The organism is Bradyrhizobium genosp. L, assembly GCF_015624485.1.
GTDB lineage: Bacteria > Pseudomonadota > Alphaproteobacteria > Rhizobiales > Xanthobacteraceae > Bradyrhizobium.
Genome location: NZ_CP061378.1, coordinates 1,641,023 through 1,656,995, shown reverse-complemented (window position 1 = coordinate 1,656,995; position 15,973 = coordinate 1,641,023). Strand labels below are relative to the sequence as shown.

General features: G+C 65.9%; 15 protein-coding genes. All 15 read left to right on the top strand.

Annotation, left to right across the window (positions count from 1 at the left end):
- The first annotated feature begins 6 nt into the window (after window positions 1-6).
- The 15 genes from IC762_RS07760 (at window position 7) to IC762_RS07690 (ending at window position 15,961) form a co-directional block, all read left to right on the top strand.
- Window positions 7-450: an SRPBCC family protein gene (locus IC762_RS07760; RefSeq protein ID WP_195788234.1), complete on the top strand. Its 444-nt coding sequence runs from the start codon at window positions 7-9 to the stop codon at window positions 448-450.
- A 15-nt stretch (window positions 451-465) separates the two neighbouring features.
- Window positions 466-1,284, top strand: coding sequence for an FAD binding domain-containing protein (locus IC762_RS07755; RefSeq protein WP_195788233.1), 819 nt, complete (start codon window positions 466-468; stop codon window positions 1,282-1,284).
- Window positions 1,285-1,290: 6 nt separating this feature from the next.
- Window positions 1,291-1,770: a (2Fe-2S)-binding protein gene (locus tag IC762_RS07750; RefSeq protein ID WP_195788232.1), complete on the top strand. Its 480-nt coding sequence runs from the start codon at window positions 1,291-1,293 to the stop codon at window positions 1,768-1,770.
- Window positions 1,771-1,782: 12 nt separating this feature from the next.
- Window positions 1,783-3,369 (top strand): xanthine dehydrogenase family protein molybdopterin-binding subunit, encoded by a 1,587-nt coding sequence (locus tag IC762_RS07745; RefSeq protein WP_195788231.1) that lies wholly within the window; start codon window positions 1,783-1,785, stop codon window positions 3,367-3,369.
- A gap of 2 nt (window positions 3,370-3,371) precedes the next feature.
- Window positions 3,372-4,394, top strand: a complete 1,023-nt coding sequence (locus tag IC762_RS07740; protein WP_195788230.1) for a xanthine dehydrogenase family protein molybdopterin-binding subunit — start codon at window positions 3,372-3,374, stop codon at window positions 4,392-4,394.
- 9 nt (window positions 4,395-4,403) lie between these two features.
- Window positions 4,404-5,285: an AAA family ATPase gene (locus IC762_RS07735; RefSeq protein WP_195788229.1), complete on the top strand. Its 882-nt coding sequence runs from the start codon at window positions 4,404-4,406 to the stop codon at window positions 5,283-5,285.
- Window positions 5,282-6,400: a vWA domain-containing protein gene (locus tag IC762_RS07730; RefSeq protein WP_195788228.1), complete on the top strand. Its 1,119-nt coding sequence runs from the start codon at window positions 5,282-5,284 to the stop codon at window positions 6,398-6,400. The genes IC762_RS07735 and IC762_RS07730 overlap by 4 nt, the downstream gene beginning before the upstream one ends.
- A complete protein-coding gene (locus IC762_RS07725) occupies window positions 6,397-7,287 on the top strand; it encodes an amidohydrolase family protein (protein WP_195788227.1) in 891 nt (296 codons plus the stop codon). The genes IC762_RS07730 and IC762_RS07725 overlap by 4 nt, the downstream gene beginning before the upstream one ends.
- Before the next feature lie 45 nt (window positions 7,288-7,332).
- On the top strand, window positions 7,333-8,181 hold the full coding sequence (locus IC762_RS07720) for an MBL fold metallo-hydrolase (RefSeq protein WP_195788226.1): 849 nt from the start codon (window positions 7,333-7,335) through the stop codon (window positions 8,179-8,181).
- Window positions 8,182-8,193: 12 nt separating this feature from the next.
- Window positions 8,194-9,780, top strand: a complete 1,587-nt coding sequence (locus tag IC762_RS07715) for an isochorismatase family protein (protein WP_195788225.1) — start codon at window positions 8,194-8,196, stop codon at window positions 9,778-9,780.
- Between the two features lie 12 nt (window positions 9,781-9,792).
- Entirely contained in the window at window positions 9,793-10,419 is a 627-nt protein-coding gene (locus tag IC762_RS07710) for an FMN-dependent NADH-azoreductase (RefSeq protein WP_195788224.1), read from the top strand.
- A 359-nt stretch (window positions 10,420-10,778) separates the two neighbouring features.
- The gene (locus IC762_RS07705) at window positions 10,779-10,979 is read left to right on the top strand and encodes a hypothetical protein (RefSeq protein ID WP_195788223.1); all 201 of its coding nucleotides are present in this window, start codon (window positions 10,779-10,781) and stop codon (window positions 10,977-10,979) included.
- Between the two features lie 220 nt (window positions 10,980-11,199).
- On the top strand, window positions 11,200-12,291 hold the full coding sequence (locus tag IC762_RS07700; RefSeq protein WP_195788222.1) for a mandelate racemase/muconate lactonizing enzyme family protein: 1,092 nt from the start codon (window positions 11,200-11,202) through the stop codon (window positions 12,289-12,291).
- Between the two features lie 135 nt (window positions 12,292-12,426).
- Entirely contained in the window at window positions 12,427-13,845 is a 1,419-nt protein-coding gene (locus tag IC762_RS07695; RefSeq protein ID WP_195788221.1) for a M20 family metallopeptidase, read from the top strand.
- Window positions 13,846-14,167: 322 nt separating this feature from the next.
- Window positions 14,168-15,961, top strand: coding sequence for a peptide ABC transporter substrate-binding protein (locus IC762_RS07690; RefSeq protein ID WP_195788220.1), 1,794 nt, complete (start codon window positions 14,168-14,170; stop codon window positions 15,959-15,961).
- Window positions 15,962-15,973: the final 12 nt, after the last annotated feature.

The window sequence follows — 15,973 nt, the reverse complement described above, 5'->3', positions numbered from 1 at the left end:
GTAGCCGTGCCGCATATCGTCAAAAGCACGATCCTGGACGCATCGACCGACGCGGCGTGGGCCGTGCTGCGCGATTTCAATGGCCACGACCGCTGGCATCCTGCGGTCGCGACCAGCGCGATCGAGCGCGCGCAATCTTCGGACAAGGTTGGTTGTGTCAGGCGATTCAAGCTGAAGGACGGTGCCGAACTGCGCGAGCAATTGCTGGCGCTGTCCGATCTGGAGCAGTCGTTCAGCTACTGCCTGCTCGATACGCCGATCCCGATGTTCAACTATGTGGCGCATGTCCGTCTGCTGCCGGTCACCGATGGCGACCGCACCTTCTGGCACTGGGAATCGCGCTTCTCGACCCGGCCGGAGGACATGGATCGCATCACGCAGATGGTTGCGGAAGACATCTATCAAGCCGGTTTCGAGGCGATCCGCCGGCATCTGAAGGAGGCCGCGTAAGCGGAGAAAGACATCATGCCCATCACGGTGAAGACCTTCACCAGCACCCATGACGCGGCGGCGGCGCTGTCGTCGGATCGCGGCGCGCGCTATCTCGGCGGCGGCACGCTGGTGATGCGGGCGCTGAACGAGGGGGATATCTCGATCTCGACCATCGTGCGCGCAAGCGACCAGGCGATGACGAGGATCGACACCTCGGGCGCGCGGATCATGCTCGGCGCCGGCGTCACCTATGCGCGCATCCTCGCCGAGCGCGAGCTTGCTTTCCTGCATGCCGCGGCCCGCTCGATCGGCGGACCGGCGGTGCGCAACATGGGCACCATCGGCGGCAACCTGTTCGCGCCCGTTCCGTATGGCGACTTCACCGTCGCGATGCTGGCGCTCGATGCTGTCGTATCGGTCCAGGGCGGCCTTGGCGGCCGTGAGATCGCGCTGGAGGAATTCCTGCAATCGCGCGACCGGCAGGCCGGCGCGCTGGTGCTCGCGATCTCTTTCGCGAAGCCCGGCAACTCCGAGGCCTTCCGTTACCGCAAGATCGCACGGATCAAGCCGAAAGGTGGCGCCGTGATCACGTTGGCCGCGCATTTACCGGTCAACGGCAGCCGCGTTGTCGGCGCGCGCATCGCGCTCGGCTCGATGGCGCCGACCCCGATCCGCGCCCGCGCCGCCGAGCGCGCGCTGGAAGGGCGCGCTCTCGATGCATCCACGATCAACGCGGCCGCCGCAGCCGCTGTCGAAGGCACCTCGCCCGGCGACAATGCAATCGCCAGCGCCTGGTATCGCCGCGAGATCGTCGGCGTGCATCTGAAGCGCCTGTTGTCCGGTCAGGAATAGAGCACGATGGCGAAAACTCCCCTGCAATTCCGCCATAACGGCCGCGACGTCGCGATCTTCGTCGACGGCGGCACCAATCTCCTGGTCGCGCTGCGCGAGCTGATCGGCGACATGACGCCGAAATTCGGTTGCGGCCAGGGCGGCTGCGGCACGTGCAGCGTGCTTGTTGACGGCGAGTTGCATCTGTCTTGCCTGACGCTGGCCGAGACGGTCGCCGGCCGCTCGGTCGAGACGCTCGACGGCATCAAGGACGGCCCCAACCTGCATCCGCTGCAGCGCGCCTTCGCCGATAATTTCGCCGCGCAGTGCGGCTATTGCACGCCGGGCATGCTGATGGCCGCAAAAGCGCTGCTCGACCGCAATCCGCAGCCGAGCCGCGCCGAGGTGGTCGAGGCGATCTCGGGCAATATCTGCCGCTGCACCGGCTATGAGCCGATCATCAACGCCGTGCTCGCCGCCGCATCCGGCGGCCGGGCTCGCGCGTAGAGGAACAACACCATGCTGGAACTGCGCAAGGACCTGTTCGCCGACGAGCGCGACGACAATCTCAAGGAAATCGGCAAAGGCACGCAGCGCCAGGACATGCTCGGCCATGTCACCGGTACCTCGCCCTATTTCAACGACCATAATCTGCAGGGCATGCTGCATTTGAAGGTGGTGCGCAGCGCGCATTCGCATGCAAGGCTGCGCCGCATCGACACGTCTGAGGCCGAGCGGTCGCAGGGCGTGCGTCGCGTCATCCGCGCCTCTGACGTGCCACGCAACCTGAACACGCTGCTCAGCCTGATCAATTTCGGCAAGGACGACGAGCCGTCGCTTGCAGTCGACAAGGTGCGCTACAAGGGCGAGCCCATCGTCGCCATCGTCGCCGACAGCCCGCGCGAGGCCTATGAGGCCATCGCAAAGGTCAAGATCGACTACGAGGTGCTGCCGGCGGTGTTCGACGTCGAGGACGCGCTGAAGCCGGGCGCGCCCGTCGTCAACGAGGTCTATCCCAAGAACACTTTCACCTATCACGAGACCTATGATCGCCAGCAGCTGCGCTTCGGCGATGCCGACCATGCGCTCGCCTCCGCCGACCATGTGCTGGAGCAGCGCTACCAGATGTCGCCGATCGAGCACGCGCCGACCGAGACCAACGGCTCGATCGCAGCGCCCGACACCAATGGCCGCTACATCGTCTACACCTCGACGCAGGCGCTGTTCTTCTCGGTCGATACCTGCGCAAAGATCCTCGATATGCCGTCCAACACCTTCCATTTCATCGGCGGCACCGTGGGCGGCGGGTTCGGCGGCAAGGTCGATACGCTGACCGAGCCGCTGTGCATCCTCGGCGCGATGCTGACGGGACGCCCGGTGCGCTATCTGTTCGGGCGCGAGGAGGAAATGCAATATGGCCCGCCGCGCGGCGCCGAGCGCATCTACATCAAGGATGGCGTGATGCGTGATGGCCGCGTCGTCGCACGCAAGGTGCGCGCCTATTTCGACAGCGGCGCCTACACGCGGCTGTCGAGCTACGCCGCCGTGAAATGCGCCGCGCATCTGCCCGGTCCCTACACGATCCCCAATGTCCATGGCGACGTCTATTGCGTCTTCACCAACCGGACGCCGGCGACCGCGATGCGCGGCTTCGGCGTCACGGCCATGGACTTCGCCATCGAATGCCAGATGGACAAGCTCGCGCATCTCGTCGGCATGGACCCGATGGAGTTCCGCATCCTCAATGCGTATCGCGACGGCGACATGAAGGCGCATCGCCGCGAGGCCAAGAACACGGCGCTGATCGAATGCGTGCAGGTCGCCGCCGAGAAAGCGAAATGGCCGCTGCGCGAGGAGTTCAGGCAGATGTCGTCGCGCAAGGATGGCGGCGGTCTCCGCGCAGCCGTCCCGCTGACGCCGCGCGAGACGCATGCGCCGATGGCCGCCGCCCCGGCCCAGCAGCGCACGACATATGACCGCGCACCGGCCGCGACCCGTGAGCCGCCACCGCCTCCTCCGCCGGCACCACCCTCGCCGCCGCGACCCAATGCGCCGTCGCATGGCGCCACGCGTTTCTCTTCCGTCTTCGGTACCAGGAGGCGCTAAGCATGACCAGGCATCGCGGACGCGGCATCGCGTCGGTCAATTACCCCATCGGCATGAATCTCGGCGGCGATCCGAGCCAGGCACTGGTGCATTCCAATCCCAGCGGCAAATTCACCGTGGCGCTGTCGTCGATCGATCTCGGCCAGGGCATGAAGTCGGTGACGCGGCAGATCTGCGCCGAGACGCTCGGCGTGCCCGTCGAGGACGTCTATGTCGACACAGCGGATTCCGATACCGGTCCGCACTGCATGGGCTCGTTCGCCTCGCGCGGCACGCATCGCGTCGGCAATGCCGTGATGGCGGCGGCGCGGGAGGCGCGCGGCGTGATGATGGAGGCGGCCGCCGAGGAGCTCGAGGTCAACGCCGCCGACCTCGAAACCGACGGCCGCGGCAATATCCACATCAAGGGCGCACCGCACCGTTCGATCTCGACCAAGGACGTCGCCATAGCCGCCCAGTTCAAGCAGGGCAAGACCATCTCGGGCCGCGGCATCTTCCTGGTGCCGCTGTCCGACGTCGATCCGGAGACCGGCGAGATGTCGCCAGCGACCTGCTACGCGCATGCCTGCCTCGTCGCCGAGCTCGAGGTCGACGACGAGACCGGCGAGGTCGCGATGATCCGGATGGACTCGGCCTATGAGCTCGGCCGCGCGCTCAATCCGCGCCTGGTCGAGCAGCAGCTGGTCGGCGGTGCCTGGATGGGCGTCAGCCACGCGCTGTACGAGACGCCCGAGCCTTATTATCCCGATCCCGTGCACGGCCCGCGCGACTTCGTCGAATATCTGATGCCGGGTCCGGGTGACATCTGCCCGCACGATATCGCGGTGCTGGAACGTCCGGCGCCGGACGGCCCGTTCGGCGCCAAGGGGCCGGGCGAAATGTGCGCCAATCCTGTGCTGCCCGCGGTCGCCAATGCGATCTTCAATGCGGTCGGGGTGCGGATCGACGATCTGCCGATTACGCCGGAGAAGGTGCTGCGCGCGATCAAGGCACAGGGCGGCGCCCGGCCGCAACCGCGGCGCTGAGGTCTTTGCATGCCGGTTCGCAGCAACATCGTCGGCATCGACAGCCCGGAGGCGCTGGAGAAGGCGCTGCGCGCGGCCTATTATCTCGCCGACGACGGCATCGCGACCGCATCCTATCTCTCGCTCGCGCTCGGCAAGCCGCTGCTGCTCGAGGGCGCGCCGGGTGTCGGCAAGACCGAGGCGGCGAAGGCGATCGCCGCGGTGCTCGGCCGCAGGCTGATCCGCCTGCAATGCTATGAGGGCATCGACGCCGCATCGGCGCTCTACGAGTGGAACTATCCGCGCCAGATGCTGGCGATCCGGCAAGCAGGCGAACAGAGCATCGACATCTATGGCGAATCCTTCCTGATCGAGCGCCCGATGCTCGCCGCGTTGCGCGCGCCGGATGCAACGGTGCTGCTGATCGACGAAATCGATCGCGCCGACCAGGAGTTCGAGGCTTTCCTGCTCGAATTCCTCTCCGACTTCCAGATCTCGATCCCGGAACGCGGCACCGTCCGCGCCGCCGAGCATCCCGTCGTGGTGCTGACGTCGAACCGGACCCGCGATTTGCACGAAGCGCTGCGCCGCCGCTGCGTCTATCACTGGATCGGTTATCCCAATGCCGAGCGCGAGGCGCGCATCGTGATGATGCGGGCGTCGAGCGTCGCCGAGGCTACGGCGCGCGCCGTCGTGGCGGCGGTCGGCCGCCTGCGCCGCGAGCCGCTGAGCAAGGCGCCGGGCATCGCCGAAGCCGTCGACTGGGCGGAGGCCGCAACCCTGCTCAACAAGGGCGGGACGCGCTGGCCCGACGCGTTCAAGCGCTCGATCGGTGTGGCGCTGAAGGATGAGGAAGATATTCATTTCATCTCGCCCCGGCTCGATGCGATCATCGCGGAGGCTGCCGCGTGAGCGACGATCTCAGGCTGCCGCGCGCCGCGCAGGTCTTCGTCTCTTTTGTCGCGCTGCTGCGGGCCAACGGCTTCTCCGTCGCCCCGGAGCAGACCACGAGCTTCCTCGCCGCAATCGAGCTGCTCGGACCGCGCAGCCTGGAGCACATCCGCCAGGCCGGCCTTGCGACCCTGGCGCCGCCGCCGGAGCGCCGCGCGACATATGACCGCCTGTTCGACATCCACTTCCGCGGAGCGGAGGCGATCGAAAGGGCTGAGGGCGAGGACGAGGAAGTCGTCCGCCTGCAGGAAGAAGGTCGCGGCGACGACGAGCCGCCGCTCGCCGACGAGGCCAACGAATCCGGCCTCGCCGCGGCGCGGGCCGAGGCGCTGGTCGAGCGCCGTTTCGCGCAGATCGCGACCAGCGATCCGCTGCGGCAATTATCACGCGAGGCGGCCAGGCGCCTGCCGCGGCGGCGCGGCCACCGGCGGCGGCGCGCACGCTCCGGCCCGTTCGCCGATCTCCGTCGCACCTTGCGCGACAGCGTGCGCAATGACGGCGAAGTGCAGCGGCTCGGTCGGATGCGGCGGCGGCAGCGTGCACGGAAAATCCTGCTGTTGATCGACGTATCCGGCTCGATGAAGGCGCGCACCGAGGAGAACATGCGGCTCGCGCATACGCTGGTGCAATCGGCCGGCAATGTCGAGGTCTTCACCTTCGGCACGCGGCTGACCCGCGTCACGTCGGCACTACGGCTGAAGCGGCGCGAGCAGGCGCTCAGTGCGGCATCGTTCCTGGTCAGCGATTGGGACGGCGGCACCCGGATCGGCGATGCGTTGCAGGCGTTCCTCGCCGTGCCGCGCTTCGGCGGATATGCCCGTGGCGCCGCGGTGGTGATCGTCTCCGATGGCCTGGAGCGCGGCGACCCCACGGCGTTGCGCGATGCGGTGGCAAAGCTGTCGCGCCGGGCCTGGCGGGTGAGCTGGCTGACGCCGCTTGCGACGTCGCCCGGCTTCAAGCCGCAGACCGAGGCGCTGGTCGCGATCCAGCGCTTTGTCGATGATCTCGTGGACGGCGGCTCCAGCGCGGCGATCGTTGCGCACCTGCTGTCGCTTGGACGAAGGAGAGTTGCGTGACCGATATCGTCGACGGACATCACCACATCTGGCGGAAGTCCGATCTCGCCTGGCTGTCCGGCCCGATGCAGCCCCGCATCTTCGGTCCCTACGAGCCGATCCGCCGCGATTATCCGATCGAAGAATTCCGCGACGACCTCAAGGGCACCGGCGTCACCCGCTCGGTCTATGTCCAGACCAACTGGCCGACCGGCCAGTTCGAGGACGAGGCCGCCTGGGTGCAGCAGACCGCCGACGCGCACGGCTGGCCGCATGCGCTGGTCGCCTATGCCGATTTCTCGGTCGACGATGTCCGCCCGCAGCTCGATCGTCTCAAGCGCTATCCGCTGGTGCGCGGCGTGCGCATGCAGCTGCACTGGCATGAGAATCCGCTGTATCGCTTCGCGTCGCGGCCGGACCTCTGCGCCGATCCCGTGATCCGGCGCAATGTCGGCCGCCTCGCCGACTATGGCTGGAGCTTTGATCTCCAGGTGTTCGCGCCGCAGATGGCCGAGGCCGCGGGCCTCGCCGAGGCCTGTCCCGACGTCACCTTCATCCTGCAGCATGCCGGCATGCTGGAGGATCTGTCGCCGCGGGGCCACGCGGCCTGGCGCGCCGGGATGGCGCGGCTCGCGAGCTGCCCGAACGTGGTGTCGAAGCTCTCCGGGCTCGGCACCTTCATCCACCGCAACGATCCCGCGCATATCGCCGATGTCGTGACCGACACGGTCGCGATCTTCGGCGCCGACCGCTGCCTGTTCGGCTCGAACTTTCCGATCGAGAAGCTGTGGACCAGCTACCGCGACCTGGTCGACGCCTTCAAGGCGGCAGCCGCACGGCTGAGCCCTGATCAGCGCGAGGCGATCTTCAACACGACGGCCGCGCAGGTCTACCGGCTTGATCCATAGCCGCGCTGCGCAGACGGACACACGCAACGAATTGGGAGGGATGCAATGCCGCTGGAGATCAAGGTCCTGGACTATGGCGATATCGAGCTGGAATCGAGTTTCCTCGTGCTCGGGCACAATTGCGGCCGCACCCGCCGCGTGCTGACGCTCGGCTTTCTGATCCTCGGCGGTCCCTACCCGGTGCTGGTCGACACCGGCTATCGCTCCAACCGGATCATGGAGACGCTCGGCATGCGCGGGCTCCAGTTCCACGAGAACATGATCGAGAACCAGCTCGCGCGCCACGGCGTGCGGATGGGCGACGTGCGCTTCGTCTGCCACACCCACCTGCACATCGACCATGCCGGCAAGGACGATCTGTTCCCGATGAACACGACGGTCGTGGTCAACCGCAAGGAGCTGGAATACTCCGTCTCCGGCCTGATGCATCCGCAATATCCGGCGCCCGACATCAAGCATTTGATCGACCGCCTGCACACCAAGAGCGCGCTGCGCTTCCTCGACCTCGAGATCACCGGGCCGGTCGAGCTGATGCCCGGCGTCTATTGCGACGCCGCCAACGCCCACACCGAAGGGTCGATGAACATCCACGTCCACACCGCCGACGGCATCGCCACGATCTGCGGCGACGTGATCTACGATTTCAACGACCAGATTGTGAATCCCTTCAATGAGATCCACGACGCCGAGCCGCGCACGACGGGCAATCACGGCACCAGCAAGCGGGCGGAGAAGGCTTCGATCAAGAAGTTGTTGTCGAGTTCGCGCTATCTGCTGCCGGTGCATGATCGCCCGGCGAAGATCGAGGGTGGCATGGTCGTGGGCCGTCTGCACGACCAGGTGCCCGGGCCGATCGTGCAGAGCCTGCCGCAGCGCAGCTGGTTCCCCGCCTAGAGGATCAATGCGATGACGCATGTCACGCTGCGCAGCGAGTTCGAGGCCCTGATCGATCCCTATGCGCCGGTCGGCCAGGTCGGTACGGGATTCGAATTCACGGAGGGGCCGATCTGGCACCCGCTCGATCATTTCCTGCTGTTCTCGGACATGCCGGGCGATGTGCGCAGGAGGTGGGATGCGCGGCGCGGCGTGGTCGAGGTCAAGCGCCCGTCGAACAAATGCAACGGCATGACCTATGATGCCGAGCTCAATCTGATCGTCTGCGAGCATACGACGTCGTCGCTGATTCGCGAGCGGCCCGATGGTCGGCGTGAAGTGCTGGCCTCGCATTTCGACAACCAGGAGCTCAACAGCCCGAACGACGTCTGCGTTCATTCCTCCGGCGCGATCTATTTCAGCGATCCCTGGTACGGCCGCATGCCGGTTTATGGCGTCGAGCGGCCGCGTCAGCTCGGTTTCCAGGGTGTCTATCGCGTGCCGCCAGGTGGCGGAGCGCCGCAGCTTCTGGTCGACCGTTATTTGTTCGAGCAGCCGAACGGGCTGTGTTTCTCGCCGGACGAGCGCACTCTCTATGTCAACGACACCGTGCAGGCGCTGATCCGCGCCTTCGATGTCCTGGGCGACGGTTCGCTCGCCAATCCCCGCGTGTTCGCCTCCGGCATCCGCTCCGAGCTCGAGCCCGGCCTTCCCGATGGCATGAAGTGCGACCAGCGCGGCAATGTCTGGGTCACCGCGCCCGGCGGCGTCTGGGTCTATTCGCAAGATGGCAATCTGCTCGGCAAGTTGCGACTGCCGGAGCTCGTCGCCAACCTCGCCTGGGGCGGCGCTGATTTTCGCACGCTCTATCTGACCGCGACGCATTCTGTCTATGCGATCCCGACCAAGGTCGGGCCGCGGCATGAGCCCTATATGAGCGGCAGACGCGGCGGCGCGGGTGCGACGGCCTCGACGACGTCGCCGTCCGCTTCCGCACCGAACCTTGCCACCGGCGAGATGCGGATCGATCCACAGCGCTGCGCGATGATCATCCAGGACATGCAGAACGACGTCATCATGGACGGCGGCGCGTTCGCCGAGTCCGGCGCGCCCGCGCATGCGCGCCAGCAGCATGTGGTCGAGAATGTCCGCCGCGTAGCCGAGGCGGCGCGCGCCCGTGGCGTCGCCATCATCCATGTCTGGTTCGTGGTCGAGCCGGGCGCGCCCGGCGTCACCTTGAACGCGCCGCTGTTCGAAGGGCTGGTCGACAGCAAGGCGATGGTGCGTGGCAGTTGGGGCGCGGCGCCGGTGTCGGGGCTCGAGCCGCGGCCGGGCGATTTCGTGGTCGAGAAGATGCGGATGAGCGCGTGGGAAGGCACAAGACTCGAAACGATCCTCAAAGCCACCGGCCGCGACATGATCATCAACACCGGCGCCTGGACCAACATGTCGGTCGAGCACACCGCACGCACCGGCGCCGACAAGGGCTATTTCATGATCGTGCCGGAGGATTGCTGCTCGACCATGAACGCCGACTGGCACAACGCCGCGATCAACTTCGCTCTGCAAAACGTCTCCGTCGTCACCAACGCCGATGCCGTGATCAAGGCGCTCGGCTGACAGGTGAACGCGGTGCCAAAGCTGCTCCACGTCGCCTGCTCGCCCCGCGCCGACTCGGAGTCGGCGGCGGCGGCACGCGTCTTTCTCGATCAGTTCCACAAGGCGCGGCCTGATTGGGATATCGATGAGCTGAACCTCTGGCGCGAGTCCTTGCCCGAATTCACGGGCGACGTGCTGGAGGCCAAATATGCCCGCATCGGCGGACGCGCTTTCAACAACGCACAGCGCGATGCGTTTGCGGTCGCCGAACGCCTCGCGCTGCGGCTGTCGCTGGCCGATCGGGTGCTGATCTCGACGCCGATGTGGAATTTCTCGATTCCCTACAAGCTCAAGCAATGGCTCGACCTCATCATCCAGCCGGGACTGACCTTCCGCTTCGATCCCGCGACCGGCTACCTGCCGCTGCTCAAGGATCGTCCGACGATCGTGATCCTCGCCAGCGGCAGCGATTTCGTCACCGGCATGAACCGCGGCCGCATCGACATGGCGACGCCCTACCTGCGCGAGGCACTGCGCTTCATCGGCATCAGCAACGTCAGCTTCGTGCCGATCGGCCCGACTACCGGCCCCGCCGAGCCGATCCGCGCCGCCCGTGACGCCGCGCATCGCAGGCTCGCGGAGATGGCGGCGAGATTCTGAAGGTCCAGCTGCCCAGTCATCCCGTCCCTTGCCCGGACGACACCCGTAGTCCCGTCATCCTGAGGTGGCTGCTTCTTCAGCAGCCCTCGAAGGATCGACGGCCACCGGCCGGGCCGTGCATCCTTCGAGGCTCGCAAGAGCTCGCACCTCAGGATGACGGGTTGGCCCGGTTCGACTGCCAAATAGCGATCAGAACTTGAGTCCGCATTCTCGCGGCTTTCCGGGGGCAAGCATCCCAACCTGGTTGCGGAAATTCCGCCGCACGGCGCAACGGTTAGACCAAATGCGTAAGTAGTGGACCGGATACAGAGGAGTTCCCGATCTCGCTATGCAACAGTCAGCCAACAAGAAGAAACGGAATGAAAAAGCTGATCGATCGACATCGGGACATCGAATACACGCTCACCAACATCGAACCGGACCTGTGGAGCTGGTCCTTCGAAATCAACGGCAAGATCAAGCAAGGCACCACGCGCGCACGGCTCGACCTGCTGGCGCAGCGAAGGGTCTGCACGATCATCGACCGCGAGCTGAAGCGGATCGAGGGCTCCGAACCTTAGCCGCGCGATCACGCCTCGCTTGCCGGCAGCAGGCCGGCGAGCGCCTGGGCTTCGGCGCTGAGCGCCTTGAGCGCGTTCTTTTGCGCCGATGCATCGAAGCCGCCACCTGGATCAGGCAGGCTGATCGCTCAAGGCAGGCATTCGGCGGCCAAGGGTTGCAGCTTGTCGCGCCTCTTGGGATCGTGCTGCGCATCCGATCCCCGCGCGAAGGAGCTTTGCCATGGCCATCCTCAAGGATTTTGCAGTGGGCTTCTACAGGATCCCGCTGCCGGTCGTGCTCAGCGACAGCACCCATGGCGAGATCACGGCATTCGAGCTGATCACGATCCGCGCCCGCGATGCCGACGGTGCCGAGGGCATCGGCTACACCTACACCGTCGGCCGCAATGGCGGCGCGGTCGCCAACATCCTCGCCCGCGAAATCACCGAGGTCGCACACGGGATGGAGGCCGAGGACACCGAGCAGCTCTGGCACAAAGTGTGGTGGGCGCTGCATTATGGCGGTCGCGGCGGCCCGACGGTGCTGGCGCTCTCCGCGCTCGACATCGCGCTGTGGGATCTCAAGGCGCGGCGGGCGTCGCTGCCGCTGTGGCGCCTGCTCGGCGGATTCGACCGGCGCGTGCCCTGCTATGCCGGCGGCATCGATCTCGACCTGCCACTGGACGGCTTGCTCAAGCAGACTGACGACAATCTCGCGAAAGGCTTTCGCGCCATCAAGATGAAGGTCGGCCGGCCCAGCCTTGCATCCGATGTGGCGCGCGTGAAGGCGATGCGCGGCCATCTCGGCGATGAGTTTCCGCTGATGGCCGACGCCAACATGAAATGGACCGTCGAGGAGGCGATCCGCGCCGCGCGCGCCCTGCAGCCGTTCGACCTGACCTGGCTGGAAGAGCCGACCATTCCCGACGACGTCGCAGGGCATGCGCGCATCCTGCAGGCCGGCGGCGTGCCGATCGCAGCCGGCGAGAATCTGCGCAGCCTGTGGGAGTTCAAGCCCTATATCGCAGGCAACGCGCTGTCCTATGCCGAACCCGACGTCACCAATTGCGGCGGCGTGACCAGCTTCATGAAGATCGCCCGCCTTGCGGAAGCCTTCAACATCCCGGTGACCAGCCACGGCGCGCACGACGTCACCGTGCATCTGCTGGCCGCTTGCCCGAACCGCTCCTATCTCGAAGCGCACGGCTTCGGCCTCGACCGTTACATCGAGAACCCGCTGGTGCTGGATCAGGGCATGGCGATCGCGCCGGACCGCCCGGGCCACGGCATCGCCTTCGACTGGAACGGGCTGGAGCGGCTCAGCGCGCGTTGACGAAGTGCGACAGACGCATTTCTGCGAGACGTGACGCGGCGGGGAACCTGCTCTGCCGGCAAGTGCTAGGCGGGCTCACGGCAAGCTGCTAGCTTCCGGCGCTTCAGATTGCCTTATCTAAAGGGACCGAAGCAAATGGACAACCGTAGTGACGTTTGGCGCGGCGTCGACGCGATCAAGCCGCGTTTCATCGAATTGAGCGACAAAGTGTGGGCGACGCCGGAGGTCTGCTACACCGAGGCGCGCTCGTCCGCCGAGCATCTGGCCGAACTGCGCCATCAGGGCTTTCGCATCACCGAGAACGTCGCCGGCATTCCGACCGCGCTGATGGGCGAATGGGGCGAAGGCGGGCCCGTGATCGCGTTCATGGGCGAATATGACGCACTGCCCGGCCTCAGCCAGGAAGCCGGTGTCGCCGAGCATCGTCCCGTGGAGACCAACGGCCATGGCCATGGCTGCGGCCACAATCTGCTCGGCTCCTCCGCGCTGCTCGCCGCGACCGCGGTCAAGGACTGGCTCGCCACCAACAAGGTGCCGGGCCGCGTGCGCTACTACGGCTGCCCCGCGGAGGAAGGCGGCGCAGCGAAGGCGTTCATGGTGCGCTCCGGCGCGTTCGAGGATGCCGACATCGCCATCACCTGGCATCCGCACAGCTTCTGGGAAGTGGCGGTGACGCCGTCGCTCGCCAACACCCGCGCCGATTTCACCTTCACCGGGCGCACCTCGCATGCCGCGGCCTCGCCGCATCTCGGCCGCAGCGCGCTCGACGCGGTGGAATTGATGAATGTCGGCGTCAACTACATGCGCGAGCACATGCCGAGCGACGCCCGGGTGCATTACGCGTTGCTCGACACCGGCGGCATTGCGCCGAACGTGGTGCAGGCCCATGCCCGGGTGCGCTACTCGATCCGCGCCCGCGACCTGCCCGGCATGAACGAACTGGTCGAGCGCGTGCACAAGATCGCACAGGGTGCTGCGCTGATGACCGAGACCAAGGTCGAGATGAAGATCATCTCCGCGGTCTCCAACATCCTGCCCAATACGCCGCTGGAGCAGGAGCTGCACGGCATCATGGAAGAGCTCGGCCCGCCGCATTTCGACGATGCCGACAAGGATTTCGCCGGCAAGATCCGCGCGACCTTGACCGACAAGGACATCGCCTCGGTCTATTACGCGATCGGCATGGAGCCGACCGAGCGGCCGCTCGCCGATTTCCTGGTGCCGATGGACGCAAAGCGCAACCCTTTGATCGGCTCGACCGATGTCGGCGACGTCTCCTGGGTGGTGCCGACCGTGCAGGTCCATGCCCCGACGGTTGCAATCGGCACCCCGTTCCACACCTGGCAGGTGGTGGCGCAGGGCAAGACCCCGGCCGCGCACAAGGCGATGGTACAGGCCGCCAAGGCGATGGCCGGCCTCGGCGTACGGGCGCTGCTGGAGCCCAAGCTGATCGAAGACGCCAAGGCCGACCTGACCAGGCGGACGGCCCGCACCCCCTATGTCAGCCCGCTGCCATCAAATGTTGCACCGCCGTTGACCATGTCGGTGATGTAGCAGTTGCGAGCCGGGCCGGCGCTTCGGCGGCATGGCCCGGCTTGCGCTAGAGAAAAGCGCCTTGAAAAAAAGGCCTCGGAACGAAGGGATAACGCACAAATTTTCCGCAAGCACGAGCCACGGATAGGCGGTCTTTGCCGCCGAATTGCCGAAGCGATGTGCGGCCGCAGGACATTCTGCTCAAGCGATAGCCAAAAGACTGAGACGGTGTGGCCCGGGAGGCGTTGACCTCAGCGGTCATTCGGTGTGCCATCTGCCGCCAGCAACGGCGGCCGGTTTTCACGGCCCGCCGCAATCACATTTGAGCCGGACCGAGGGGACAATGTTCGACACCAACCTGCGAACAATGATCGATGACGTGAAGGGCGGGCGGATCGATCGCCGCGCCTTCATCCAGCGCATGATCGCCGTCGGCCTCACCGCGCCGATGGCGAGCCAGCTTCTCAGCCTCGGCGGCGTCGCGATGGCGCAAAGCCCGTCGCCCTACAAGCCGACCAAGCGCGGCGGCGGCGGTCCGCTGAAGCTGTTGTGGTGGCAGGGTCCGACGCTGCTCAACCCGCATTTCGCCACCGGCACCAAGGACCAGGACGGCTCGCGCATCTTCTACGAGCCGCTCGCGAGCTGGGATCTCGAGGGCCACCTCAACCCGATCCTCGCCGCCGAAATCCCATCGCTGCAGAACGGCGGGCTCGCCGCCGACGCCAAATCGGTGGTCTGGAAGCTCAAGCCGGGCGTCAAGTTTCACGACGGCAAGCCGCTCACCGCTGACGACCTGATCTTCAACTGGGAGTATGCGACCGATCCCGCCACCGCAGCCGTCAGCATCGGCTCCTACAGCGACGTCGACGCGATCGAGAAGGTCGACGATCTCACCATTCGCATCCGATTCAAGAAGCCGACGCCGTTCTGGGCCAACGCCTTTATCGGCGCCTATGGCTGCATCATCCCCAAGCACCTGTTCGCGGAGTACAAGGGCAGCAAATCGCGCGAGGCGCCGAACAATCTGAAGCCGGTCGGCACCGGACCCTACAAATTCGTCGAGTTCAAGCCCGGCGACCAGATCCGCGGCGAGATCAATCCCGACTACCACATGCCCAACCGGCCCTATTTCGACACGATCGAGCTGAAGGGCGGCGGCGACGCCGTCTCGGCGGCGCGCGCCATCATCCAGACCGGCGAATACGACTATGCCTGGAACATGCAGGTCGAGGACGAGGTGCTGCTGCGGCTCGAGAAGGGTGGCAAGGGCAAGACGATCTACGCCGTCGGCGGCGACATCGAGTTCATCGCCGTCAACTTCACCGATCCCAACACCGAGGTCGACGGCGAACGCTCGTCGATGAAGACCAAGCATCCGATCCTGTCCGATCCCCGCGTGCGCCAGGCGCTGGCGATGCTGGTCGATCGCGACTCCGTCAAGAAGGCGATCTACGGCCGCGCCGGCCGCACCACTGCGAACTATCTCAACGGCCCCGAGGAGTTCGTCTCGAAGAACACGAAATGGGAGTTCAACATCGAGAAGGCGGGCGCGCTGCTCGATCAAGCCGGATGGAAGGCCGGCGGTGACGGCATCCGCGAGAAGGACGGCAAGAAGCTGAAGCTCCTGTACCAGACCTCGATCAACGGGCCGCGGCAGAAGACCCAGGCGATCGTCAAGCAGGCCTGCCAGAAGGCCGGCATCGACGTCGAGCTGAAATCGGTGGTCGCCTCCGTGTTCTTCTCCTCCGATGTCGCCAATCCCGACACCTACGCCCACTTCTATGCCGACATCGAGATGTTCCAGATCCCGATGGCGCAGCCCGATCCCGCGCTGCAGATGCGCCGCTATCACTCGCGCTATGTCGCCACCAAGGAGAACAAGTGGCAGGGCCAGAACTTCCCGCGCTGGGTCAACAAGGATTACGACGCGGCGGTCGACGCCGCCGAGACCGAAATCGATCCGCTCAAGCGCGCGGATCTCTACATCAAGTGCAACGACCTGATGTGGCAGGATAACGTGATGATTCCGGTCATGCATCGCATCAAGGTGGGCGCGACCTCCAACACGCTGCGCCCGGTGATGAGCGGCTGGGCCAACGATCTCGACAATCTGCAGGACTGGTGCCGCGAGGCGTGACGACAAGCCTCG

Coding starts and splice junctions, on each gene's coding strand:
- IC762_RS07700 (WP_195788222.1), top strand. CDS start 11,200: ATGGCCATCCTCAAGGATTTTGCAGTGGGCTTCTACAGGATCCCGCTG.
- IC762_RS07690 (WP_195788220.1), top strand. CDS start 14,168: ATGTTCGACACCAACCTGCGAACAATGATCGATGACGTGAAGGGCGGG.
- IC762_RS07720 (WP_195788226.1), top strand. CDS start 7,333: ATGCCGCTGGAGATCAAGGTCCTGGACTATGGCGATATCGAGCTGGAA.
- IC762_RS07750 (WP_195788232.1), top strand. CDS start 1,291: ATGGCGAAAACTCCCCTGCAATTCCGCCATAACGGCCGCGACGTCGCG.
- IC762_RS07705 (WP_195788223.1), top strand. CDS start 10,779: ATGAAAAAGCTGATCGATCGACATCGGGACATCGAATACACGCTCACC.
- IC762_RS07735 (WP_195788229.1), top strand. CDS start 4,404: ATGCCGGTTCGCAGCAACATCGTCGGCATCGACAGCCCGGAGGCGCTG.
- IC762_RS07695 (WP_195788221.1), top strand. CDS start 12,427: ATGGACAACCGTAGTGACGTTTGGCGCGGCGTCGACGCGATCAAGCCG.
- IC762_RS07740 (WP_195788230.1), top strand. CDS start 3,372: ATGACCAGGCATCGCGGACGCGGCATCGCGTCGGTCAATTACCCCATC.
- IC762_RS07755 (WP_195788233.1), top strand. CDS start 466: ATGCCCATCACGGTGAAGACCTTCACCAGCACCCATGACGCGGCGGCG.
- IC762_RS07715 (WP_195788225.1), top strand. CDS start 8,194: ATGACGCATGTCACGCTGCGCAGCGAGTTCGAGGCCCTGATCGATCCC.
- IC762_RS07745 (WP_195788231.1), top strand. CDS start 1,783: ATGCTGGAACTGCGCAAGGACCTGTTCGCCGACGAGCGCGACGACAAT.